The organism is Photobacterium frigidiphilum (assembly GCF_003025615.1).
Lineage (GTDB): Bacteria > Pseudomonadota > Gammaproteobacteria > Enterobacterales > Vibrionaceae > Photobacterium > Photobacterium frigidiphilum.
Map to the genome: position 1 here is coordinate 67,545 of NZ_PYMJ01000004.1, position 22,636 is coordinate 90,180.

28 protein-coding genes are annotated in these 22,636 nt (G+C 39.6%); 20 read left to right on the plus strand and 8 right to left on the minus strand.

Features of this window, described 5'->3' with window-relative positions:
• Positions 1–198: 198 nt before the first annotated feature.
• The 4 genes from C9J12_RS05220 to deoC all read right to left on the minus strand — a co-directional run bounded on the left by C9J12_RS05220 (position 199) and on the right by deoC (position 4,291).
• Positions 199–1,140, minus strand: coding sequence for an NmrA family NAD(P)-binding protein (locus tag C9J12_RS05220; RefSeq protein WP_107241754.1), 942 nt, complete (start codon positions 1,138–1,140; stop codon positions 199–201).
• A 118-nt stretch (positions 1,141–1,258) separates the two neighbouring features.
• Complete coding sequence (locus C9J12_RS05225; RefSeq protein WP_107241755.1) at positions 1,259–2,626, minus strand: Na+/H+ antiporter NhaC family protein; 1,368 nt, start codon at positions 2,624–2,626, stop codon at positions 1,259–1,261.
• Between the two features lie 203 nt (positions 2,627–2,829).
• The gene (locus tag C9J12_RS05230; RefSeq protein WP_107241756.1) at positions 2,830–3,465 is read right to left on the minus strand and encodes an alternative oxidase; all 636 of its coding nucleotides are present in this window, start codon (positions 3,463–3,465) and stop codon (positions 2,830–2,832) included.
• A 52-nt stretch (positions 3,466–3,517) separates the two neighbouring features.
• Entirely contained in the window at positions 3,518–4,291 is a 774-nt protein-coding gene (gene deoC, locus C9J12_RS05235; protein ID WP_107241757.1) for a deoxyribose-phosphate aldolase, read from the minus strand.
• Between the two features lie 200 nt (positions 4,292–4,491).
• Here deoC and C9J12_RS05240 point away from each other — a divergent pair, with 200 nt between their 5' ends.
• The gene (locus C9J12_RS05240; RefSeq protein ID WP_227876282.1) at positions 4,492–4,905 is read left to right on the plus strand and encodes a GntR family transcriptional regulator; all 414 of its coding nucleotides are present in this window, start codon (positions 4,492–4,494) and stop codon (positions 4,903–4,905) included.
• On the opposite strand, the gene C9J12_RS05245 is transcribed toward C9J12_RS05240, so the two are convergent.
• A complete protein-coding gene (locus tag C9J12_RS05245; RefSeq protein WP_227876283.1) occupies positions 4,874–5,278 on the minus strand; it encodes a DUF3103 family protein in 405 nt (134 codons plus the stop codon). The genes C9J12_RS05240 and C9J12_RS05245 overlap by 32 nt on opposite strands.
• A 272-nt stretch (positions 5,279–5,550) precedes the next feature.
• Here C9J12_RS05245 and C9J12_RS05250 point away from each other — a divergent pair, with 272 nt between their 5' ends.
• From C9J12_RS05250 to C9J12_RS05325, 16 genes are all read left to right on the plus strand, one after another.
• Complete coding sequence (locus C9J12_RS05250; protein ID WP_107241758.1) at positions 5,551–5,937, plus strand: DUF1090 domain-containing protein; 387 nt, start codon at positions 5,551–5,553, stop codon at positions 5,935–5,937.
• A 169-nt stretch (positions 5,938–6,106) separates the two neighbouring features.
• Positions 6,107–6,559, plus strand: coding sequence for an NUDIX hydrolase (locus tag C9J12_RS05255; protein WP_107241759.1), 453 nt, complete (start codon positions 6,107–6,109; stop codon positions 6,557–6,559).
• Positions 6,560–6,699: 140 nt separating this feature from the next.
• Complete coding sequence (locus C9J12_RS05260; RefSeq protein ID WP_107241760.1) at positions 6,700–7,233, plus strand: GNAT family N-acetyltransferase; 534 nt, start codon at positions 6,700–6,702, stop codon at positions 7,231–7,233.
• Positions 7,234–7,325: 92 nt separating this feature from the next.
• Positions 7,326–7,709: a nuclear transport factor 2 family protein gene (locus tag C9J12_RS05265; RefSeq protein ID WP_107241761.1), complete on the plus strand. Its 384-nt coding sequence runs from the start codon at positions 7,326–7,328 to the stop codon at positions 7,707–7,709.
• Positions 7,710–7,883: 174 nt separating this feature from the next.
• Positions 7,884–8,084, plus strand: coding sequence for a hypothetical protein (locus C9J12_RS05270; RefSeq protein ID WP_107241762.1), 201 nt, complete (start codon positions 7,884–7,886; stop codon positions 8,082–8,084).
• 451 nt (positions 8,085–8,535) lie between these two features.
• Positions 8,536–8,772, plus strand: a complete 237-nt coding sequence (locus C9J12_RS05275; RefSeq protein ID WP_107241763.1) for a hypothetical protein — start codon at positions 8,536–8,538, stop codon at positions 8,770–8,772.
• Between the two features lie 99 nt (positions 8,773–8,871).
• Complete coding sequence (locus C9J12_RS05280; protein WP_107241764.1) at positions 8,872–9,207, plus strand: DUF1971 domain-containing protein; 336 nt, start codon at positions 8,872–8,874, stop codon at positions 9,205–9,207.
• A gap of 679 nt (positions 9,208–9,886) precedes the next feature.
• Positions 9,887–10,729 carry a hypothetical protein gene (locus C9J12_RS05285; protein ID WP_146150077.1) on the plus strand — a complete coding sequence of 281 codons (843 nt, stop codon included), beginning with the start codon at positions 9,887–9,889 and terminating at the stop codon, positions 10,727–10,729.
• Between the two features lie 11 nt (positions 10,730–10,740).
• Positions 10,741–11,457, plus strand: coding sequence for a hypothetical protein (locus C9J12_RS05290; RefSeq protein WP_107241766.1), 717 nt, complete (start codon positions 10,741–10,743; stop codon positions 11,455–11,457).
• Positions 11,457–12,635: a hypothetical protein gene (locus tag C9J12_RS05295; protein WP_107241767.1), complete on the plus strand. Its 1,179-nt coding sequence runs from the start codon at positions 11,457–11,459 to the stop codon at positions 12,633–12,635. Before C9J12_RS05290 ends, C9J12_RS05295 begins: the two co-directional genes overlap by 1 nt.
• Positions 12,617–14,014 carry a hypothetical protein gene (locus C9J12_RS05300; protein WP_107241768.1) on the plus strand — a complete coding sequence of 466 codons (1,398 nt, stop codon included), beginning with the start codon at positions 12,617–12,619 and terminating at the stop codon, positions 14,012–14,014. The genes C9J12_RS05295 and C9J12_RS05300 overlap by 19 nt, the downstream gene beginning before the upstream one ends.
• Positions 14,015–14,028: 14 nt before the next feature.
• Entirely contained in the window at positions 14,029–15,330 is a 1,302-nt protein-coding gene (locus tag C9J12_RS05305; RefSeq protein WP_107241769.1) for a hypothetical protein, read from the plus strand.
• Complete coding sequence (locus C9J12_RS05310) at positions 15,320–16,078, plus strand: hypothetical protein (protein WP_107241925.1); 759 nt, start codon at positions 15,320–15,322, stop codon at positions 16,076–16,078. The genes C9J12_RS05305 and C9J12_RS05310 overlap by 11 nt, the downstream gene beginning before the upstream one ends.
• Before the next feature lie 27 nt (positions 16,079–16,105).
• Positions 16,106–17,437 (plus strand): transglycosylase SLT domain-containing protein, encoded by a 1,332-nt coding sequence (locus C9J12_RS05315; RefSeq protein ID WP_107241770.1) that lies wholly within the window; start codon positions 16,106–16,108, stop codon positions 17,435–17,437.
• Between the two features lie 12 nt (positions 17,438–17,449).
• A complete protein-coding gene (locus C9J12_RS05320; RefSeq protein ID WP_107241771.1) occupies positions 17,450–18,085 on the plus strand; it encodes a hypothetical protein in 636 nt (211 codons plus the stop codon).
• Between the two features lie 178 nt (positions 18,086–18,263).
• The gene (locus C9J12_RS05325) at positions 18,264–18,539 is read left to right on the plus strand and encodes a nitrogenase-stabilizing/protective protein NifW (RefSeq protein WP_107241772.1); all 276 of its coding nucleotides are present in this window, start codon (positions 18,264–18,266) and stop codon (positions 18,537–18,539) included.
• Positions 18,540–18,599: 60 nt separating this feature from the next.
• On the opposite strand, the gene C9J12_RS31040 is transcribed toward C9J12_RS05325, so the two are convergent.
• Positions 18,600–18,782 carry a hypothetical protein gene (locus tag C9J12_RS31040; protein WP_107241773.1) on the minus strand — a complete coding sequence of 61 codons (183 nt, stop codon included), beginning with the start codon at positions 18,780–18,782 and terminating at the stop codon, positions 18,600–18,602.
• 378 nt (positions 18,783–19,160) lie between these two features.
• Between C9J12_RS31040 and C9J12_RS05335 the strand changes: the two genes are divergently transcribed.
• On the plus strand, positions 19,161–19,646 hold the full coding sequence (locus C9J12_RS05335; RefSeq protein WP_107241774.1) for a group I truncated hemoglobin: 486 nt from the start codon (positions 19,161–19,163) through the stop codon (positions 19,644–19,646).
• Positions 19,647–19,760: 114 nt separating this feature from the next.
• Here the strand turns inward: C9J12_RS05335 and C9J12_RS05340 are convergent, their stop codons facing one another.
• On the minus strand, positions 19,761–20,636 hold the full coding sequence (locus C9J12_RS05340; RefSeq protein WP_107241775.1) for a DMT family transporter: 876 nt from the start codon (positions 20,634–20,636) through the stop codon (positions 19,761–19,763).
• A gap of 114 nt (positions 20,637–20,750) precedes the next feature.
• On the opposite strand from C9J12_RS05340, the gene C9J12_RS05345 reads away from it, so the two are divergent.
• Positions 20,751–21,428 (plus strand): hypothetical protein, encoded by a 678-nt coding sequence (locus tag C9J12_RS05345; RefSeq protein ID WP_227876284.1) that lies wholly within the window; start codon positions 20,751–20,753, stop codon positions 21,426–21,428.
• A gap of 21 nt (positions 21,429–21,449) precedes the next feature.
• Here C9J12_RS05345 and C9J12_RS05350 read toward each other — a convergent pair whose 3' ends face one another.
• Positions 21,450–21,731 carry a hypothetical protein gene (locus C9J12_RS05350; protein ID WP_107241777.1) on the minus strand — a complete coding sequence of 94 codons (282 nt, stop codon included), beginning with the start codon at positions 21,729–21,731 and terminating at the stop codon, positions 21,450–21,452.
• Positions 21,732–22,172: 441 nt separating this feature from the next.
• Here C9J12_RS05350 and C9J12_RS05355 point away from each other — a divergent pair, with 441 nt between their 5' ends.
• Entirely contained in the window at positions 22,173–22,616 is a 444-nt protein-coding gene (locus tag C9J12_RS05355) for a CopD family protein (protein WP_107241778.1), read from the plus strand.
• Positions 22,617–22,636: the final 20 nt, after the last annotated feature.

The window sequence follows — 22,636 nt, forward strand, 5'->3', positions numbered from 1 at the left end:
ACAAATGTACCTGAAATGGTATAGCTAAGTGCTAACAAATTGGTTGGGTACAGTGGGAAAAACGTTACAACTCATTTCTGTCCAACATCGATTTTGATTCGATGAATACACCTCAAAAACGTATCAGCGGAGGAATGCTGATACGTTCTAATCTCACTAACGTCTGGAAAGTTGAAATTAACGAGGGTGAATCGATGACTACTCAGTGTCAAAAATAAACTCAGGATTAGCAATTGCTTGTGCAGGTGTTTTTCTGACGCGATAATCTGGGAATAGCTCTGAAGCCTTGATGGTTTCATCTGTAAAGTTCGCCAACTTACCAATCACGTAAATCACGTAATTAATACCCCAACGTTCACGATCTGTCTCGGCTCCTTTTTTCGCGGTAACTTCATCGTTCGCTATAAGTCGTTGCTCAGTAATATACTCTGATGAGAAATGTTCATATTCAAAAGCATGATTTGGGTGGTGCTCTTTCAATAAATCAATCATTTCGAGTTGTGTAAGAACGTTGTAATCCATTTGTACACAACGATTCATGGTGCGATCATCAGTGATCGCCATCGCGATAATCTGACCAATATCTTTTATTTCGTGAGCATAGATCGGTAGTTCCATATTACCGAAGGTTGTAATTTTGTTGAAAAAGCGAAGATTAGGCAGGAAATAATCAAAAATGCCACCAGTGTAAATGAACGTCCAGCCGATACCTGATTTAAAAATCTTCTCGTGTAAGTCTTTTTTGTAATCAAACAAAATTCCATCACCGTAATCTACCCCTCGAGTATGACAACCAAATTCTGTGGGTACAAAGCGCTTTACGCCACTCGCTATCGCAGCTTCAAGCCAAATAGGTTCTAGTTCAGTAATAACGGTTTGATCGCCTGGCGCACAGCAAATTAATGTATCTGCACCTTTGATTGCCGCCATTATTTGAGTTTTATCTCGCATGTCTGTTACTTCTGCAATGTGTGCACCATTGTCTTTAAATTCTTTTAGTTTGCCGGATAAGTCACTCTGTAGGTTTCGAGTGATCGCAATAACGTTGTGGCCTAGTTTTAAAAGTGTTCGCACCGTTGGGCTGCCGACTTGTCCTGTGGCACCTATTACTGCAATGGTTTGTTTTTGGAAAGTTGACATGGATTTAATCTCTTTTATTTTGTAAGTAATGACTGAATTTTAAAAGTAATTACCTATTTGCGCATGGTTAAGGTGAATCTAAAAATGGTAAATATTGAACTGGCATGGGTTTGAAGGGCTATATTACGGTGGTTACTAAGAGGTAGCTGATAAATGCCATTGTTGCAACACTGAGCGTGATTGGGAGCTGCGTTCTAAAGTGACTTTCAGGGCTACACCCTGCAGCTGAAGATGCCACAATGATTGAGTCGGAAATAGGCGAACTTTGATCACCAAAAACAGCACCAGAAATAACAGCACCAATAATAAGCGGTAACGACAATCCCATTTGAGCAGCCATTGGTAATGCAATCGGTATTAATATGCTTACGGTCGCTCCAGAGCTTCCTGTTGCAAATGAGATGGCAATACCAATCAGAAAGATGATTGCTGGTAGTGTTTTTTCTGAAATATGCCCCACCATGAGTTGGGCAAGGTAGTTCCCTGTGCCAAGTTCTCCGATGACATGGCTAAGGGTAAATGCCAAGGTCAGTATGATGACCGCTGGGAGAATTCGTATTACACCCTGAAAAACCCAACGTAAGGTCTGATTGAATTTTATTCCACTTAGGCGGTAGAGAAGTGCACTTCCCATGAGTGCTATATATCCACTCCAGTAAATCGCATTGCTGATATCGCCGTTGATTGGGTTTCCACTGCCTGTAACGGTTGCGATAGTCACGATACTTAGTATGAGTAAGTAGAGTGGGGCCATTAATACCCATAGGGGGTGACTCGGATTGCTTTGCTCGATATGGGTTTCCACTGCCTGTATCGTACTTTTCTCTTGTTCGTATTTGAAGTCGTGAGGTAGCACGGATAGCAAAGGAACAGAAAGGAGTATAAATAGGGTATAAAACTGATAATGCACTGAATCCATAACCAGTTGAGTCGCAACGCCTTCAATAATACCTTGTTCAATTTGAACTTGAATCAAACTGGTCAAAAAAATACCAGCGCTACTGATAGGTAAAAGCCATGCTAAAGGCGCCCCTGTACCATTTGCTACAAACGCTAATTTTTGTTTAGACACCTGATGGTTAGTAAACAGTTGGCGGCCAATCACCCCAACCATCATCATTGAGCCTACACCTTCTAGGCACATTAGAAAACCAGCCCCAAAGGTTAGTAACTGTGCATGAATTCGACTTCTAACCCACTTCTTCTCTGTGATGATAAACAATGCGCGACGAATGGCCCCTGAGCATTGTAATAAATGGATAATTGAGCCGATCATCAAAATAAATAGCAAACTTTTTAATGCACTTGGTGATTGAAGGGTCAGCGCAATCGCATTCACACTTGAGACTAATCCAGATAGGAATGACGGTGCTAAAATCAAAGATCCCGCCACGATGCCTGAAAAAATCGCCAAGTAGGCTTTGCGAGTCGTTATTGCCAATGAAATAGCCAACAGTGGTGGAAGTAAGGATATCCAATTGTTCATAATAAACCGTCCAAAATTGTGAAGGTTTAGTGTAGTGGTGCAGATATTTATTACATGGTAAAGGTAGGTGGGAAAATGGTATATATCGAACGCTATGGTTTGCTGGTGGTGATGCTAACGTTGCCGTTATCTATCGTTTCCCCAGCGTAATCGCTGGGGAGATTTTTAGGTGTTTATGAATATTAGGTGTGTATGAAAAATAGCTAATGCTGATGTTCTGGTAAGTTGTGGTTTTCGTACGCATCGGCGAAAAAATGGTTCTGATCGCGATGTTTGGCTTCATCATTGCGTATTTTCACAATCACATCTCGCAACATGGCATCTAACGGTAACTGGTAATACTCGATGGCAATTTTCGGGGCGGCTACATTTTCTACTTCACCGGCATCGATTTTACTCAAGTATTCAGTGTAGCTTTTACAGGCTTCTTCTTCAAAATACCCGACTACGCGATGCGCAATCTTAGAAGACAGCACATAAATCAAGCTATACACCATAATGAAAGCACCTTGGCCAATTAGTACTAACACCCGTTCAATCCAGCTAGGTTTAGCAATATTCAAAAATATCATCAGATGCATTCTCTCGTTTTCTGCCTCATCCAATAATTCACGGATCCATCCTTCATCATCTTTCATCCGGCGTAAGGCTTTTAGATGATTAAACATGCCTGCCACCATTCCCGGTACTGCGGCAATGGTTTCCAAAATCACGGCACGTTTCGCGTATTTTGTTCCATAGAATATATTTAAAAGAAACTTGAGGCATTGCGTTATTTTATACGCAACGTGCTCAGAGAGTTTGGAGGCGGTTCTGTGTTTTAATTCAAAATCAGACATGTGTGATCTTTCCTGTCTTTAAGTGGCAATAATGTCACCGCAAAAGATGCGACTAATAACCGCTTTCTAGTACTTTTTCACCTTCCCCTAGCGTATAAAGTAGGTTGGTTAGTAAGCTAGATGCACCAAAACGGTAGTGCATGCTGTCTGCCCACTCTGCTCCAAAAATGTCATCAACCATATCCAAGTATATTTTCGCTTCTTCAGTGGTTTGTACGCCACCAGATGCTTTGAAGCCAACCGTTTTTTCAACGCCCATATCTTTGATTACCGATAACATAATTTCGGCAGCTTCTGGGGTTGCATTAACGGGTACTTTACCTGTGGATGTTTTGATGATGTCAGCGCCTGCCTTGATTGAAATCTCAGACGCTTTTTTGATCAGCGCATTCGTTTTCAGCTCACCAGATTCGATAATGACTTTCAAAAGGGTATCGCCGCAAATTGCTTTACATTGCTTAACAAGTTCAAAGCCGATATTTTCGTTTCCGGCAATTAGAGCGCGGTATGGGAATACGACGTCTACATCATCAGCACCGTACATAATTGCGGCTTTAGTTTCAGCAACAGCAATGTCGATATCGTCGTTCCCGTGAGGGAAGTTAGTAACAGTTACAATACGAATGTCTGGTGTACCTTGTAAGCGTAATTGCTTTTTGGCTGCAGGAATAAAGCGAGGGTAGATACATATTGCTGCCGTATTACCTGCCGCTGTTTTAGCACTTTTACACAATTCGATTATTTTTTCATCCGTGTCATCATCGTTTAAAGTCGTCAGGTCCATTAATTTAAGTGCGCGTAGTGCTGCTGTTTTTAGGTTGCTCATAGATGTTTCCTATTCAGTTATTTTTAGCAAATTGATGTGTTATCGAAGACTTGAAATCGTCTTCGGTTCAAAATGAAAGTAGGGTGATTATAAGAACAGACTGGAAACTATAATAGATACAGAAATGGCTATTTTATGTATAACAGATAAGATGTTTGGTGCTATTGTGCCGAGACTCGGGAATAGAAGGCGTTGTTGCGTTGGCAAAATATGAAAAGCTCGTAGAGCAAATTCGTAATCAAATTCAAAATGAAATTTGGAAAGTAGGAGATAAGCTTCCTTCGTTACGAAAGCAGACTGAGGTTTCAGGCATGAGCCTAATGACGGTGCTGCATGCTTATCAGGTACTAGAAAGCCAAGGGTGGGTCGTTTCTCATGCTCGGTCAGGGTATTTTGTCGCTCCCAAAGTTCAATACTTGAGTGCTAAAAGTTCAGATGTGACAGTTCAGACAACTGAAAATATCGATATTAATGACTTTATTTTTGAGGTTTTACAAGCGAGTCGAACGCCGTATATCGTTGATTTCGGCTCTGTATATCCCGATCCGAAACTATATCCCCGGCACCAAGTAAACAAATCACTTATGGCTGCTGCGCGTACCATGCCAACATAGTTTTATCAGCCAAACGTAATTCCATAATGGTATCGGTATAATCTTCGATGCCTTTCTCTACTCGTAACGTCTCATCCATCGCCACCATCGAACGCGCAAAAGGGGCCGCACGCTTACTACGTTTTAATTCATTGAGTGGCGCATTCAATTGGTACTGGCTGATCTCTTCATGAAGTACAGGTGCAAGTTGTGCGTATTGTTGACTTAAGCTCAATGCTAACGCACGTTTTGATTCCGTAACCGATACCATTGTTGGTGATGCCGAGCTTGATTTATCTAGAGTGGGAGCCAATTGTGCATTAGACACTGGCGCTGCAGTCACACCCGCAGAGAGTATGCCAGCAGTAATCGCTAAAGGTAGTGTTATATTCATACCATATATCCTTCTATTAAGTTTTTATCCTGCGCATTTGTAGTGCAATACCATGCATTCATAGTATTTATGCCATTTAATAATCAATATAAAAAATAGATGTGTTTTTATTTGGGATGCGCGTTCAATGATAAACAGATATGCGCTGTGGGAATGAAATTAAACAGGGTAGATTTGCCTTGAAAGGCGTACAATGAATGGTTGGGTTTGTATGGATTATTGCTATATCCCCATTCGTAACACGAAAATAGTCCAAACATAGGATAACGAATATGCAAAATAAAGTTATTACAGCGGTAACACTCTCACTTCTTCTCTCTTTATCAGCTACAACGCAGGCGGCTCAAGTAACAGGTTGTGAAGCTAAAAAGGAAGAGATCAAAACGCAAATAAAATATGCAAAGGAATATGGAAATACACATCGTTTAGCTGGTTTAGAAACGGCATTACAAAAAGTAAATGAATACTGTACAGATGATTCACTAAGAGTAGAGCAGAAGGAAAAAATAGCTGAAAAAGAGGAGAAGGTAGCGGAAAGAGAACAAGAGTTAAATGAAGCAAAAGAAAAAGGCAATACTGACAAAATAGAAAAGAAAGAGAGAAAGTTGCAGGAAGCGATTGATGAACTCAATGAAGCTAAAAATGAACTTCTACGTTAAATACAAACGTTATTTTACATCGTCTTGTTCGAATGTTGTTTTATAGACCACAAGCTTTAACGTGTTTCTGCAAAGCGATGTGTTAGCGGATCTTGCCTGACACAGATTTGTCGCTATATATCTTCTGGCTGGTGTTAGCCTATTCTCAATAAACAATGAGGTATAATAAATGATCCCTGTTAGATGTGCTGTCGTTTCGGGTATTGCCTTATCTGAGGTGAATGGTCAGACGAAGATCCTTTTGATGAAAAGAACAAAGGGTGGTTTTTGGTGCCATGTTGCTGGAACAGTTGAAAGTAATGAGCTAGGTTGGCAAACCATTATCAGAGAGTTTAAAGAAGAAACTCAAATTGATGTGGGAGACTTATACAATGGGCAATACTTAGAACAATTCTACGAAAACAACCTCAATACAATAGAAGTTATTCCTGTATTTGTTATTTACTGTAAACCGAATCAACCCGTAATCATTAATCACGAGCATACGGAATATAAGTGGTGCACTTTAAATGAAGCGAAGGAACTAGCTGCATTTCCTGGTCAAAAGGTATTATATGATCATGTTTGGCATTACTTTGTAGACAATAAGCCATCAGAATTAATGCGAGTGAAAATCGGCTAACAACAATCAAACGGTGCTAATTACATTAGGTATCTTTGGTGTTGAGTTTTATGTGCTTGGTTAGCCTTGATGGAGGATTCCTTTTAGCTGGTGTTATTTGCGACCAAATATTTGAAATCTACAAGCAATGGAAGGCAGGAATGTTAAACCACGAAAATATTGTATTAAGGAAAGCTCAAAGTAATGAATTTGAATTGTTATATGCGCTTATTACTCTCGATGAAAAGTGGACAGAGTACAACGGCCCCTATTTCCCTTATAGTACACCCACTAAGCTAGAGTTTGAAAGTGGCCTTTTTAAACGGCTATGCGAAGGCGATAAAACGTTAGCAATCGAAGTAGACGGTAAGCTAGTTGGTAATGTCAGTTACTACTGGGAATGTGAATCGACGCATTGGCTAGAAATCGGGATCGTAATATATGATTCTAATTATTGGTCAAATGGCATTGGTCGCAATGCTTTAATTCCTTGGATTAATTGCTTGTTTGAGACGCTGGAAATTGAACGTGTTGGTTTAACTACTTGGTCGGGTAATCCTCGAATGATGGCGTGTGCTGAAAAGCTGGGTTTAAAGCAAGAAGCGAGGCTACGTAAAGTCCGATATCATCAAGGTGAGTACTACGATTCCGTTAAATATGGCGTGCTGCGAAATGAGTGGTTAGCGAGTAAGTAGTTGCTCGATGATCAGACATATTAAAGAAACTGTTTAGACCAATTCTTGAAGATATAGTTATATTCGATTATACGATTTAAAAGGGATATTCGATGAATTCAAAAGAAATAGTGCTTTCGTTTTGGGAAGCAATGAAGAGCAATGACTTTTACAAAGCAAGTGAATGGTTGTCGGAAGATTTTGAGGGTGTTTGGCCTCAGTCAGCAGAGCTTATTCTTGGTCGTAAGAACTTTGCAGAAATTAACTCATTTTATCCTGCTCAGGGGCGTTGGGAATTTCATCTTAACTCCGTTATATGTGAAGGAAAGCAGGTTGTTACCGACATATCTATAACTGATGGCGAGCAAAAAGCACGAGCAATCACTTTTCACACCATTGAAAAGGGTTTGATTTGTAAACAGATAGAGTTTTGGCCTGATGACTATGAAGCACCCAAATGGCGTGCAAAGTGGGTGAAAACGATGGGCGAACAATAGCCTACGGATTGTTAAAGCACAACGGTAAGACATACAACTAAAACGCTTACTGTTGCTACGTACTCTAAGCCTATGGCATTATTAGCCTTATTCCGCTTAATGTCTGGCGGTTATTTCGTAGAATATCGAATGTAACGCCATATTAAGCTATTAAAAAAGGCGATAGAGGGTCATATGAAAGAAAAACATGTCTATTATTTAGTGACATTTTTAACCGTATTTGGTGCGGTGCTTATTAAGAACTACCTTGTCGACAACTATGCAGAATTGAGCAACTTATCGTTTATGTTCGATGTGTTACTGTTTGTCGCCATTTACATGCCGTTGCAATTCGTTTTCTCTAAAATTGGTAAACACTTTACGAAAAGCATGTAGAAAGCCTTCACGGTGCTCCTTTCTGGTTATCGACTTGGGTAAATAATCAGAAAGCTATCGACTTCTATCGTTACTTAGGTTTCCAAGTTATTGGTGAATTGAATTTTGACCTTGATGGGGAGCTGCATAAAAACCATGTGTTCTCTATGTAGGCTATCGACAGGTATCTAACTCTAAGTAACCTATCATCGATTGACTAAAGGTTACCTCTTCATACGCCTACCATCTTATTTCCTCTTACAACATTTTGTTAAATAAACAAAAAAACCAAATCATTTGAATCTGTGATTGTATTGTGAGATAAATTCACAATACAAATAAGTGGTATTCAATGTTTGGTTGTTTTGAATGAAATATGATGTTTCAAAGCAATGCGTTAATGCCTGCTTTCGGTGTTTTTCAAGATTGTTGTCACCCACTAATTAGCAGTGAAAAAGAAAGGGGTTAGGTTATGGCGGTACAATATTGTGAGAAGTGCAGTAAAGACACTGAACATAAGGAAATTATGAAACAAAAGCCGTCAAAGTACGGTAAAAGCAAGAAAGAGCAGTTTAAAGCATTTCTTGAAGGTTTCTTTTCTGGTACTGCCAGTCCGGTATTGGCATCGCTAGATTTGCTCGATCGTTATGTGGAATGCCAAACATGCCACCATCGAAAACTTGAGAATCATGGCGATGAATTCCAGTAAGTACTACGGGGTTTTATATACCACTGTATTCTGTATTCCTGAATCATGATGCATTTTCAACCACTATACTTCTTTCTTTAACTGGATAATGGATGCCATATGACCATACCTAATGATTTCGTTAACTATAAAACGACACCTGTATTTACGCCCGATAACATACCTAAGATGTTTTTGTTTGAACACAACACTAAGGCGGGGGTGTTTGGAAAGATCTGTGTGATAGCGGGCTCATTGAAGTTTTACGGTTTTAAAGAACGACGAGGTGACGTTGAGCTAGAAGTGATTATTAATGCTGGTGACGATGCTATTTCGCCACCTGAATACTGGCATAAAGTGGAGTTTTTAACACCAGCCACAGAATTCCGTGTTGAGTTCTACGCCCAGAAAGACTCAGACATCGTGCAGAAAAATCTAAGTGAACGTAACGAATAGCATTTACCTAAAGGTTTGATGTTCTCTACCGTAGAAGAGCTGTATTACAATATGTACATTAGCGAATTTAAGCAGAGAACTACTTTAATACTAAAACGTATAATTTGATAATATGTAAGCGACCCCTAAGTGTATAGGTTCTTTCTGTTTATACTTTTATACCGTATTTAAGGTGTCTATTATTAGGTGTTTATAATTGTTCAGCGTTTTATTTTCTAAGGTTAATTAAGGTTGTAAATATTACCAATCAATTTCATGTGTGTTTTTTATACATAAAAATAAATACCTACTTTTTATTATATGCCTTAGATCACAAAAGTATAAATAAGGTAACTGCATACAAAAAGTTGTTTTATTCTTGATTCTGAATATAATCATTTCGCCAATATATTGACGATGAGTAAAGGTCGGGTAACAAAGCAGTTAAATGCTCTTACAGGGCGGGTGTGAAACTATGTTGCATGGTTATTTTCTAGGTCAATATCACATTTCTCTATTCGTTTTTGTGGTTTTTTATTCAACTTTGTGGTCTGACGTGTGGCTAGTTGCTTGATTGAACAAATAAAATTTATTCTGTAAATTCAGCATCTCATTTTGTTCTGGTGAATTGTTTGTGAAGTTACTTCATTCGTCATGCGCTCTTTTTATCAAAATCTTATGCCTGCTTTGTATGTCAGGTTTGGTTAATGCCGAATCATACCTTTTTATCGATGGTTATGGTGAAACAGAGCAACAAGCCGCAATAGACGCTAAACAACAATTAGCTTTGCGTATTTATAGCAAAGTTGATGTAAAAGAAATGAATACCCAGTCTAAAGTGAATAACAATATTAGCACCTCCTATGAATTGCAATCGAAGATAACGACATTACCGATTGAAATTCAATATATGGATATAAATCGTACCACTTGTGAACATTCTACATGTCAGTATCAATTTAAAATTGATAAAAATAAATGGTTCGCTTTTCTTAAACGAGATGTAGCTGAATATCATAATATCGTGTCTGATTACTTAAGTGTTGCAGGGCAGCAATGGCGGGATCTAAAACGATTAGAAATAATAAAATCGGATCTACTTAAAAGTGAACAATCTTTAATAATATTATCATCACTAGGCGCGAGTGATTTGGCTTTATTGGAAGATAAGCAATCAAGATTATTACGTCGAGCGACCCAATACGAAAATCAATTTCAGATTTCCTTTCGTTCATCATCAGATCGATTTTCGTCGGAAGTGAAAACGTTGTTATCTGCGTCAAAAGTAGCATCTTCAACTGGAAATATCACCGTTTACATTAAAGCTAATATGCAAAAAGGAAAGCAGGGTAACCACTTTGTTGCCAAGCAAACTGTACTGTTACAAATTTTTGAAGCCAACAACCTAGGGGTTGTGGTGGCTCAGAAGCAGCTGTCGGAAATGGCTAGATCCCCGAACAGTATCGATAGTGCTTTAAAAAAGGCACGTCAAAAAATAATTAAAACATTAAAAACTCATTCTATTTATTCATTGTTAGATTAAAGGACAAAAAAATGCTAAAGAAAACAGTTATGGCCGGTTTTGTAGTATCAGTATTGGCTGGTTGTTCATCAATACCTGGTATGGAATCAGCAACCGTTGATCGTGCAGAAATGAGCAAATCATTGACGCAGAACTGTACGGAACTAGGTTCTGATTACACAGCTGTTTCTTACGCAGTTGATAAAGCATCTAAAATGATGGTTTCAATTCAGGAACGTCAGTGTTCTGTATTTGGCGACTACCGTACTTTAACTTCTAAGCATGGCGATGTTGCTGGTTTTTTGGCAGTGAATGCCGACAAGTCTGATGAAGAGCTGCTTGTTGCAATGAATGAATTCGACGAAGGTAAACCTGAAAGAAAGAAAATCCGTCCACAAGTTGAAGCATACAAAAATGCTTCTGACGCTATTTTCGAGAAGAACGTTAAGTTAGCGACAGATATTGCTATGCAAGCCGCTGAAATTGCCATTATAGCATCGCAAAATGCGGTAGCTATTGCACAAGAATCAGGAATGGCTGGCTTAACTAACCTATTTTCTGCTGCATCAAACGAATCAAAAGAAGAAGGCGAAGAGAAAGAAACAGTGCCTGTTGTTGAAGCTTACAACGAATTAGAAGCGCGTTCTCTGTTAGCTTATGATGCTAATACTTTAATTTCTATGGATAAAAACACCATCGAACAGCTAGAGAACCTAGATAAAGTACTAGCAGAGAAAGTGAAATCATAATGAAGTTATCTCAAATTGCTGGGTTAGTGGCAGTGAGTATGGCTCTCGCTGGGTGTCAGAGTAGCAAAAGTAATCAAACTTATGCTGTAGAGAGTAATGCCGGTAACTCTTCGTTAATTATTGGCAAATCAGCTCATGATTTTAAGAACGAAGATATTGAAGTTCCTGCGTATTTTAATACGCAGGGGCTACAGTTTTGTTCTTATGAGGCGGATGAAAAAGATCAACGCTGCCCATTAGCTAAAAAGACTATCCGTCTTTATTTTGGTGATGTGCAAACAGACGTTAGCTCAACGCTAAAAGGCCAATCTGCAGATGTTTTTAATGCTATGCACTCCAATATTGGTAAGTTCCAGACGAAAGCATTGGAAAATACGCTTGAAAACCAGTTTGCTGGTGTGAACCGCTTCCGAATTGTGACGCGTGATACACAGTCTGTGAATGCTGCCATGGAAGAAATTCTGGCAGATGAAGGCGCAGTTAATGTTGCTAAGAAAGCGGGTAGCCGCAGTAAGTTGTCTACCGATTACATCATGAAAGTGGATGTATTAAAAACGGGTGACATGTTGTTTGGTTCAACTCAGTCACTTTTTCAAACATCAATTGAAATGACTACGGGTGTAATAGACCCATACACGCGTGAAAAGCTGAGTTACCCAAATATCGGTAAGATCCGTGTATCTAATTTCGATGTGCGCGATAAAGAAAGTTACACCACTGTGATTGCTAACGGTGACTACTACCGTGGTTTCAATTACACCAGTGGTAAAGATGTTGATGCAGTATTGAATGAAATGTCTTCTCGTGGCTTTGATATTATGCTGACGCGTTTGCTGAAAGAAATGCCAGCAACAGCACAAGTTATGGGTATTAAAGGTGACCGTATTTCATTAGATCGCGGCCAAAATGCCGGTGTATTGCCGAATGAAACTATGGTGGTATTTGAGTACAGTGCTGGTTTTGTGGAGCCAATTGGTGTCGCAACGGTAAATCCTAGCCAGCAGAGTGCACAAGGAAAAATTGTGCGCTGGAAGAATAGTCAGTTAGCTGATCAAGTTAAAGATGAAGCAGAAGCTGGTATTTACCGTCCTGATCGCCAACGTCGCATCTTTGCTGTTAGCGTGGGTGTTCCAATGGAATTCATGAAGGAACGAAGCACATGGGCACAAAAAGGTTAACTCAAGGCATTGCCCTAAGTACCTTATTTGTATGCTTGTCGTCTTCCGCATTGGAACTTGATAAGAGCCAGCTGACGCTGGCTCTTTCCGAACAAGGCTGTGCGTATGGACGCGGGGCACTAGCAATAGAGGCTGCTAAAGCTGAAGGTTTAAACAACCTTCGGCTATTTTTACAGGGAGAGGTCTCGTTTTCATTAACGACAGATGACTCTCTTTTACTCGATGAGCAGTTCAATCAAGAAACGCGTGATTTACTTATTTCTGGCATTGCACAAGGTAATGTTCGTGCTGATTTTGGTCAGCCAGAAATTCAAGGTGATGATACCTGTGTTACGGTTCGGCTTCAGCCTCCCGCATCAGAATTATCAAATGGTGATGATGGCATCGATTGGGCAGATTCACCCACTATCTCATTGGTTGTAATCGGTGAAGGGAAAAGTGATAGCAAATCAGGCTTAAGTGCGCGTCAGGCAGCAGAGCAAGACGCTTTTCGCCGTGCAGTTAGCCAAGCCCTCGGCGTAATGGTGAAGTCAGGTTATTTGCAGCAGGCTTATTCCAATATGTCGGCGAGCACGAACAGTGATGACTTTAATTTAGAAGAAGTTACTCGCCAATCGTTATCGTTGCAATCTCAAGGTATGATCTCAAGCTGGAATGAGATATCCAATAAACAACTAGATAACGGACTGTTTGCGGTCACTTTGGATATCACTGTCGAGCGACAGAAAATGGAAGACAAAGTCGCTCAATTGATCAAAAGTCTTGGGCAACCCTCGGTGTATATCAATGCTCAATTGCCTGCGGTGAAAAGCTCGTTTGCTGAAGCTCTCGCAAACATGGGGTTTGACTTATCACCGTATCCTGCGCAATCAAGCATTATTATTGATGTGAAAGAAACCAAAAAAGTGACACCGTCTGGTCTTCAGCTTGAACTTATTGCTGTTGTTCGCGATCGCGCTGGTAACCAATACGGTACGTGGCGAAATGATCCGACATTCATGACATTGCCTAACAAAGCTGGAATGTTGAATCAACTGGCAGCTGTTCACCTTGCTGTCGAGAGTAACCAGCAAGCGATTAAGTTTAAACTGCATGATTCTGCACAAAAAATGGCAATGCGTGGTGGGCCAGTTAGAGAAATTATTTTCTCTAAACGTGCTGCAGGTCAGCAAGGGCAGTTATTCACCTTGCTCAGTGCAATTAATGGTGTGTCAGATATCAAAATGACGAAAAAATCTGACAAAGTCGTGGTTCAGTTGCGGTCGTTAAATAATGCTAATGATCTTGCTCAATACATTGAACCCACACTGCGAATTCATCAGCCTAAATACACCTCAAAGCTTAACGTTCTGAATGAATATCAGATCAACGTACTTTAAAAATAGGATTTACCATGTTTAAGAAAACATTGTTGGCACTAGTGCTAGCGACAACCTTTAGTGCTGCTCATGCAGACGTTGATTTTGATCTTAATGATCTAGTTCCTGCAACCGCCTCAGCGGAAGAATCTCAAGCTGTTGATACAACAGCTGTAAAAGAAGTCGACGGTCTTATTATTGCAGATGACCCGAAAGCGGCAGTCTTGGTCGCTCATCAAAGCTTGATGGAAGACGAGGGTGATGGCGTAAAAATGATTGCGGTAAGCTCAGGTGTCGGTATTCTTTCGACGGGTTCGGGTAGTTACAATGTTTATGAAAACCGTAACGCATCACTCTTATCTAAGCGTCAAGCCTATGTTAAAGCTCTACAGATTGCGAAAAAGCAGCTAGTAGAGAACTTGGAAGGAATGAAAAATAAGTGTGACACCATGGTGGATGAATCAATGAGAACGATTGATTCTGGTATTGAAAGTACCGCAAATACTGCAAGCAAGATGGCTGAGAGCTGTTCAGAGTCGGTAGATGGTGCAATTGCTGGTTATGTGACTTTTGATGTATTCGATGATCCAACAGAGCAGTTTGTTCGTGTTAGCTTGATTTCTACACCTAAAACACGTGAGCTAACAAAACGTCAAGTGGGTGCCTTAACGCAAACAACGGCACCTAATGTGATCTTTAAGCAAATTATTGATGATCTTCAGGCGGGTATTATGCCACCTGTTGGCGCAAAAGTGATTACCAATCCTGATAGTGGTGAGTCTTACGTGATGGGCTTTGGTTCATCAATTATTCGCCATAATAAAAATAAGAACGTTCAGCGAAAATTGTTATCAGCGGCAAAATCACAATCTCAAACCAAAGCTCGCAATGCGCTTATTGCCACGATGCAAGGTGATAAAGTGTATTGGGAAGGTAGCTCTGATGAAATGCAAAGTGAAGGCAATAAGCAGTTTGATTTCCACCCAGATACGTTAGATCCAAAACAAGTCCAAGTGCTTGGTGAAGAACAGCATGAGTTCATTAATCAGTTCAAGCAAACTGATTCTTATAGAACGATTGCGGCAGGTAAAGTACCACCGGGTGTGTCGGTTAAAACGTTCAAGACCAGCGATGGCGATTGGATGTTAGCTGTTGCCATATACTCACCATCAATGGAGGCTGTAGCAACAAAAGCAGCAGCAGAAAATAAGCAACGGGTACGTGAAGGTAAAACAGCGGGTACAGGCCACAAAATAGGCACTACGGGTGGCTTGACTGATAGTGGTAGCAATACTCAAGGCCCATCTGGGCAGGTAAGCAATGTCAATGATCTGTAATTACAGAGCATTATTGTTGGCAGGCGCATTTAGCCTGCCAACAATGGCTAATGAGGCGGTAATTTGGGAGTTTGCCGGTACCACCTATACGGTACAAGGGCATTCATCGAATTATACGGTAGATGCCGTAAGAACCTCGGAATTATCAACAAACCAGATAAAATCCCTCTGCAGAAAGGGGTTGGGTTTACCGTTACGAGCAGAATACGAAGATGAGTTGATTGTAAAAGGTGTGATAAACGAACGTTTTTCTAGCTGGCCTCTTACCAACTTGAAGTATGAATTAGCAGATATTCGCTATTCTGATGTAAGCCGTACCTCTGCCACTTGTTCTGCCACACTTACCGATAGTGGGAAAGTAACGAACTTGAAAACAACGGCATTAAGCTATGCCGTCGCGTACTACACGACCAAGCAATATGATGCACTAAAACAAATGCTACCTTACGTAATGAAACAGCCTGCCATCGCAATGGATGGGGCGGGATTAGTGACGTTGCTACTCAGTCAACAAGACATAAAGAAAGCACAAGCATATTTCGAGCATTATGTTGATGTCGCAGCGGTGAAGAATGACAGCATCAAATTGTGGCTAGCGCAATGGCAGCAAGATATTGATCTATCACAGAGTATATCAATTGCTAAACAGTGCCAAAGTTCTGCGTGCCAACAACTCTTAATACAACTTGAAGAAATGATAGCAGAGCAAGAACAAGATTCTGCTGGTGATTTATCGTCATATTTCTAGTGCTTCTCAATAAGGAAATCCCTATTTATGAAATTTAGACATGGTGTATTGGCTGTCGCTATCAATGTTTTTTTAATGGGTAATGTTCATGCTAATGATCCTTTTGCTGAATTGGATCAAGAAGTAGGGCAATTAACGGCCGACCACACAGAAGAGTTTACTCAGTGGTATGCCAACCATATTAAAGAATTTAATCAGTGGCAAATGGCTTATTTGCAAGAGTGGGATAAGCAAAAGGAAGACGCTTTAAATGATTGGGGAGATGCCAAAACCGATTCGCAAGATGTGATTGTTGTTTACGATACGAAGAATGCATCGCGCACGGTTATTGATCTCGAAAACGGCGAAATTACAATTAATTATAAACTGCCGCAATCAGAGACAGCGACCTCAAAAACATCACAGCAAACAGCTGCTGAATTGGTAATCATTAATCAAGTAATAGAAAAAAATAACCAACTTTGGCAAGATGTCGGCATTACCGAACCTGTAAAGGCGACCCCGCAACAGGTTGAAGTTAAAGATATAGAGTTAGATCAAAAAGAGCTGGCTAAGGTTAAGCAAGAAATAAAAGCGCAGACAGATCGGCAGATGAGTCAACTTGATATATATGTTGATCAAGACTCACAGCAATTGTTAGCTGAAAAACAAAAAGCGAAATTGCTAGAAGATCAAAAGCAGATCATGAAGGCAAATGAAGCGAAACGATTGGCTAAACTTGAGCAAAACTTTAGTCAATCTGAAGTGAAGTTCCAGCGTTCTTCTGCACAGATTGTTGAATATAAAACCAAGATCCCAAGTACCGCTATATCAAAGCGCGCTCAGAATTACATGCCTTATATTTATGCAGAAAGTGAAAAACGTGAATTACCTGCTCCACTGGTATTAGCGATTATGCACACTGAATCGCACTTTAACCCGAAAGCAAAATCACATGTGCCAGCTTATGGTTTGATGCAAATTGTGCCGACTACAGCAGGGCATGATGTTAATAAACTTTACCGTGGTAAAGATAAGCCAATGAAAGAGAATGAGCTTTATAACCCGAAAATTAATATTGAAACGGGAACGGCTTATCTAAAAATATTGGAAAGTCGTTATTTACGCGGTATCGATAATCCACAGAGTGCGACATATGCCATTATCGCGGCTTACAACACCGGTTCTGGCAATGTTGCGAAAGCATTTGGTGAAAGAAGTGTAAGAGCTGCCGTAAAGAAGATCAATACGATGAGCTCAGAGCAGGTTTATCAGCATTTACTTGCAAATTTGCCGTATAAAGAAACACGTAATTATCTGAAAAAAGTAAATAAAGTAATGCAGAGTTATCAGCAGCATCAAACTTATACAATGATTTAATAAGGGCACATAATGAATAAAAAAATACTATCAGCTGCGGTTCTAGCCGTGCTTTTAACTGGGTGTGCAACAGAGTCAGCTCAGGTTACTCAACAGCCAGAGACCAATATACCATCAGTAAATAGCTCACAGGCAATGCCTGCGTGGGTGTTTAATCCGTCATCTGCAAATGGCTTTGCCGCTTCGAATTGTGTAACAGCTTCAGGCAATTTCTCGGTTGACCGTAATCATGTGGTATCACTGACGCGTAATACATTGGCTCAGAATATGGATTTGAAAGCTAACGTATTAGAAAAAACATATCAGAAGATGGATTCAGCGGCAGGTGTATCTACAACAGGTACGTCGTTTGAACAAATAGCGAAACAGATCACAAGCGTGTCTTTGCAAAAAAGTCAAGTAGAGCAGATCGCGTTAGTGAAAATTTCTGGTATTGATCAGGTGTGTGCATTGGTAACCATGCCAAAAATGGAAAGTGAAAAGTTGTTCAATAACATGGTTGAAACTAACACTGCGATTGATCCAACTGATAAAGCAGCGTTATACAAAGAATTCATGAGTCAGAAGACAACAAAAGAACTGGAAAATCAAGTGAATACGTTGTCTGAAGTTACAGATGTTACTGCACCAGTGGCGAAAGAATCTTAAACATAGCTTATATGTTGTCTCTTCTATTTTGTTTTGAGAAAAGTGAGATAGAGGAGGCTAAATTCAGCTTTTATGTTTCAATATCTGCATATAAAAACCGAGAGAAATACGTCTTATATCAATGATTGAATATTCCCGCTCTTCTAAACTAACGGAAATATTCCCATTATTTTAGATTATGACCCAAACTGATATTAAACAAATTATCGCTAGTTTTACTTCAATAGAGCAAGCGTTAGAGTATTTTGATATAGGCTTTGATAGCCGCTTTATCGATGAATACCGTACAGTGTTAGTGAAACGCTTTAATGGGTATTTGTTACTTGAAAAGCCAGATGATTGGTTTTCAGCCCGTCGCGCACTTAAAAGTGCTTATTGCAAAGTACAGCGAAGCCGTCTAGATCCTCACTCTCGTTCAGCTTGTCGAGGGTGTACGTCGTGTCAGCGTCGTTGAATAGGGCAGTATTGATATGAATATGGGAAAACTAGGCCGCAATCTGCGGCACTATAGTCATCATAAGGTTTCAGCTAATAGATCGACTAGCTCGCTTTCTGTTGTTGGCATTTTAGCGAGTTCAATATTGGAAGAAGCTCCACCTTTTAGCATGTAGGCAGTAGTAGTACAGTGATCGTGGTGAAACCATTTTCCATTTACACAAACATCTGTGTAACATCTAGTGTCTTGTATTAATTTCATACGAATACCTCTCAAATCAACCGTTAATCAATCATTAACATATCGTTAGGCACCTGTTATTAAAATGATCTAAATCAATTGCTGCGGTAGTTTACCTCTATAGTATTATCTTGAATGTCAGCTTTTTTGCGCTTGATTGGTTCAATGTGGCGCAACTTGTTGTGATTGGTATATATAAAGGACACCACCTCTAGATATTTATTAATTTAAAACTGATGTTGATTTAATAGCTTGATATTACTCGCATTTGTTATCTTTAAATTTAGATGGTTTCTCCTCGAAGTTGAGCGTTATTTTTATTGAAAGCGCTGAAATAAACCATAACGTGAACTATGATCTTTTTGACCCGTTATAAATTTGGTCACAGAGGAAATCGTTATGATTAAGAGTGTGCATAACCTAAAAGCAGTGCTTATTTTTGTTTTAACATCGTTTTTGGTCATTGGTTCAGTTTCTGCCGAAAGCAATACTAAATCAGAACCATCTTCGCTATATAGCCGCTTGGGAGGGCTAGCGCCGATATCTGTAGTTGTTAGTGACTTTATAGACGTCGTAGTGCCTGATACTTTTCTTAATAAAAATCCAGCAGTTCAAGCCACAAGGGCACATGTGCCAGCAGCATATTTGAAATATCGTGTAACGTCTATGGTGTGTAATGCGACTGGTGGCCCTTGCGAGTATCAAGGAAAAGGGATGAAAGAAGCACATGCGAATTTGAATATCACTGAACCGGAGTGGGATCGCATGGTTGTTCTTTTTAAGGAAGTACTAGCAAAGCATAAGGTTCCGGCAAAGGAATCTCAAGAGCTACTTGAAATTATTGGTTCAACCAAAGCTGATATTGTCGTTGTAAGCAGTAAGTAAAACTTTAGCAAACAAGTAAAGGCAGTCGGGCGATGCCATCGTCTGCTGCCTTGCTATTATCGATTTCTTTGCGCAATTATCTGACCATTTACTTATCTAGTAATAATAATATTCCTATTGAAATATCACCAAAGTAGCAGCAACCGCAACAAGTAATAATGCAAAGATGTCTTTTCTACGGGTTTGTTCTTTTAGCCAAAAGGCAGAGATGAGCATCATAAAGAAAATTTCAATCTGACCTAACGTTTTCACGTAAGGAACAGTTTGTAATGACATAGCACTGAACCAGCCTAATGAACCGAAGAAACTGGCAATACTGGTCATTGTTACAAGTTTTCTTTGTTTAAACATCTGCCTGAGTGTTTCTTTATCACGTATAAATAAGTACGTAGTCAGTATTAGAGTTTGAATAAAGATAACTAAGAATAAAATCCATGCTGCACTATGAGGGAAAGGTAACGATAAGCTCAGGCTGGCTTCTCTAATCCATAGTGATGTAAGGGCGAATGCAGTACTGCATGCAAGCCCAATAGCGACGGTTTTGATAGATATATTTCTAATCATATCTGGCGAGCTTAAAATTAATACTGCGATAGCACCAACTGCAACGCCAAGCCAGCCCCAGTAAGTTAATGTTGTACCAAAAAATAAAACGCCGAGAAAGGCTGCGACAGGTGCCTCACATTTTGCTAAGCCAGCCCCAACAGCAAAGTTTTTTTGCTTAAATAGAACAACCATCAGTGCTGTTGCTACAATTTGCATGACAGCTGCACTAATAATGAAGCCCCAAGATTTAGCAGAGAAGCTGGGTAGGCCTGTGGGTTGCCATTGATAAAGGCCATAGAGATATAACAAAGCCAATGGACTAGCCAAAAGAAAGCGAGAGAGGGTAACACCGATAACATTTAACTGTTTGCTTAATTTACTCTGAAAAGCATTTCGCCATGCCTGACAAAAAGCGGCAAAACAGGTTAAAACAATCCAACTCATCTTCGTCTCTTGTTCTTTAAAAGTTATGAAGGTAAATCATAAAGTGTTGTTGTTAATAATGATATGGTCTTTGAAAATATCGGCTACAAGTACCTAAGTGGCTGGGAGGGGACGTTGAAAAGTTCCGAAATATTTGAGTTATTAACGAAAGATGATACAAAAGCAAGAAATCAGTTTACTGATGACTTCAGAGTTGAGTTAGGTCATTTATCTAATACCTTTTCAGAAGCATTTTCTCTTCTTGATGATTCAGACTGTGCAAAAGAGGATTCACATCGAGCAAACCTTGTGTCGAGGTATCTTTATTTAGCTGTAGAATCTGCAGTTACAGCCGTTCAGCTATTGTCTACCGGACATATTGCACCAGCAGGGAATTCAATGCGAATCTCTTATGAATCATTGTGTATGGCAACGTTGTTAAAGAAAGATGTTCAAATTCAGATCGCTAATGGCAAACATGTATTTAATTTCTATGATGAGTTTAAGAAAAAAACATCAAATGCACGAGCAGATAAAGCATTAAATCTAGTAATAAAAAACAAAGAAGTGCTAGGCTTAAACGAAGAGGGAGCTACCTTCCTAAAAGTCGCTAAAAACTTCTACAATAGTTACAGCCATGCGAGTGACATTCTTATTCATTCAAAAGTAAAACCATCAACAAGCCAACTTTATGTCGGTGGTGGCTACGATTTAGAAAGAATAAATGACTTTAAAATTCAAATAGATTTTATAACTCGCTATAGTAAGAATTTGAGCAGTTGGATTACAGCTGTAGCATACAATGCCGCATAACCGTTGATAGAGCGTTTATCACTAAGCTTTGATTCTGTTGTTGCGAACTAAGCCGCGCCGCACGTTTTTGCAGAGTTTTCCAAAGCTATATAGCTCATCAAAACTAGGGGATATACCTCGGTCTATAGCGTATTGCCAATAGGTGAGGTCTGTATCTACAAGTTCCATGAGTTTTTTAGGGCATCCGATACAGCTATTATCAACGCCGCACACAAAAGTATCGGAGTCATATAATGGAAACTCCTTTTTGACGGCATCAATGATTTGTTGCATAGCGGTAATTCTGTCGGGTTTCTTGCTCATACTAACGGTGATTTCTCTAAAAGTTGAAGTGAGTATTATAAAGTGAGTTACTGTGGTGGCAACTCCGCAAAAGTGGTAATTGAATATTCAATTTTACCAGTAAATGCCTATGAGCTAATAATGGTTCTAGTATTCTAAGGCTACATTTTATCTCACGCTACACTCGTCAATTTTGTTCTTGCTTGGCTAGCCTTACAACGCTCATTTGTTCAACATCCTTACCCTTTGATAAACAAACAGTGTTTGAACGTTTTAGGTTTAATGTATCTTAATCAAATGATATATTAATTATACATGTTTAATGGTGCGAACATAAGCATGAGTCTTAAGTCGGTTGCTATTGTGTGTCGTTTAGTTATGCATCAGATACGGTGCTGTGAAAAAATGCAAGATTAAGATCGTTAAATAAAGGTTGTTAGCACATAAAAGGAAGTATCAATAATGTATGGTTTTCTACTGGCAATTCATATCCTGTCTGCCACTGTTTGGACAGGCGGACATATTGTTTTGTCCTGCGTTATTTTACCGAGCGTTTTAAAAAATCGCTCGCCTCAAGAGTTACTCAAATTTGAAGAGGCATATGAAAAAATAGGTATGCCAGCACTCATTATTCAGGTAATTAGTGGGCTAATGCTAGCGTATCACTTAGTGCCTGATGTGTCGTTGTGGTTTGATTTTTCTAACCCGTTGGCTCATGGAATCGTCGCAAAATTAAGTTTACTCGCGCTGACTGTAATGTTTGCGCTAGATGCGAGATTTCGAGTGATACCTAAATTATCAGAAGAAAACCTCGTTGATATGGCGTTACATATCATTCCAGTGACTGTTCTCTCAATTTTGTTTGTATTAGTCGGTGTATCGTTTCGTACAGGATGGTTGATGTAAGTCTGAGCGGTGTTCTTTTT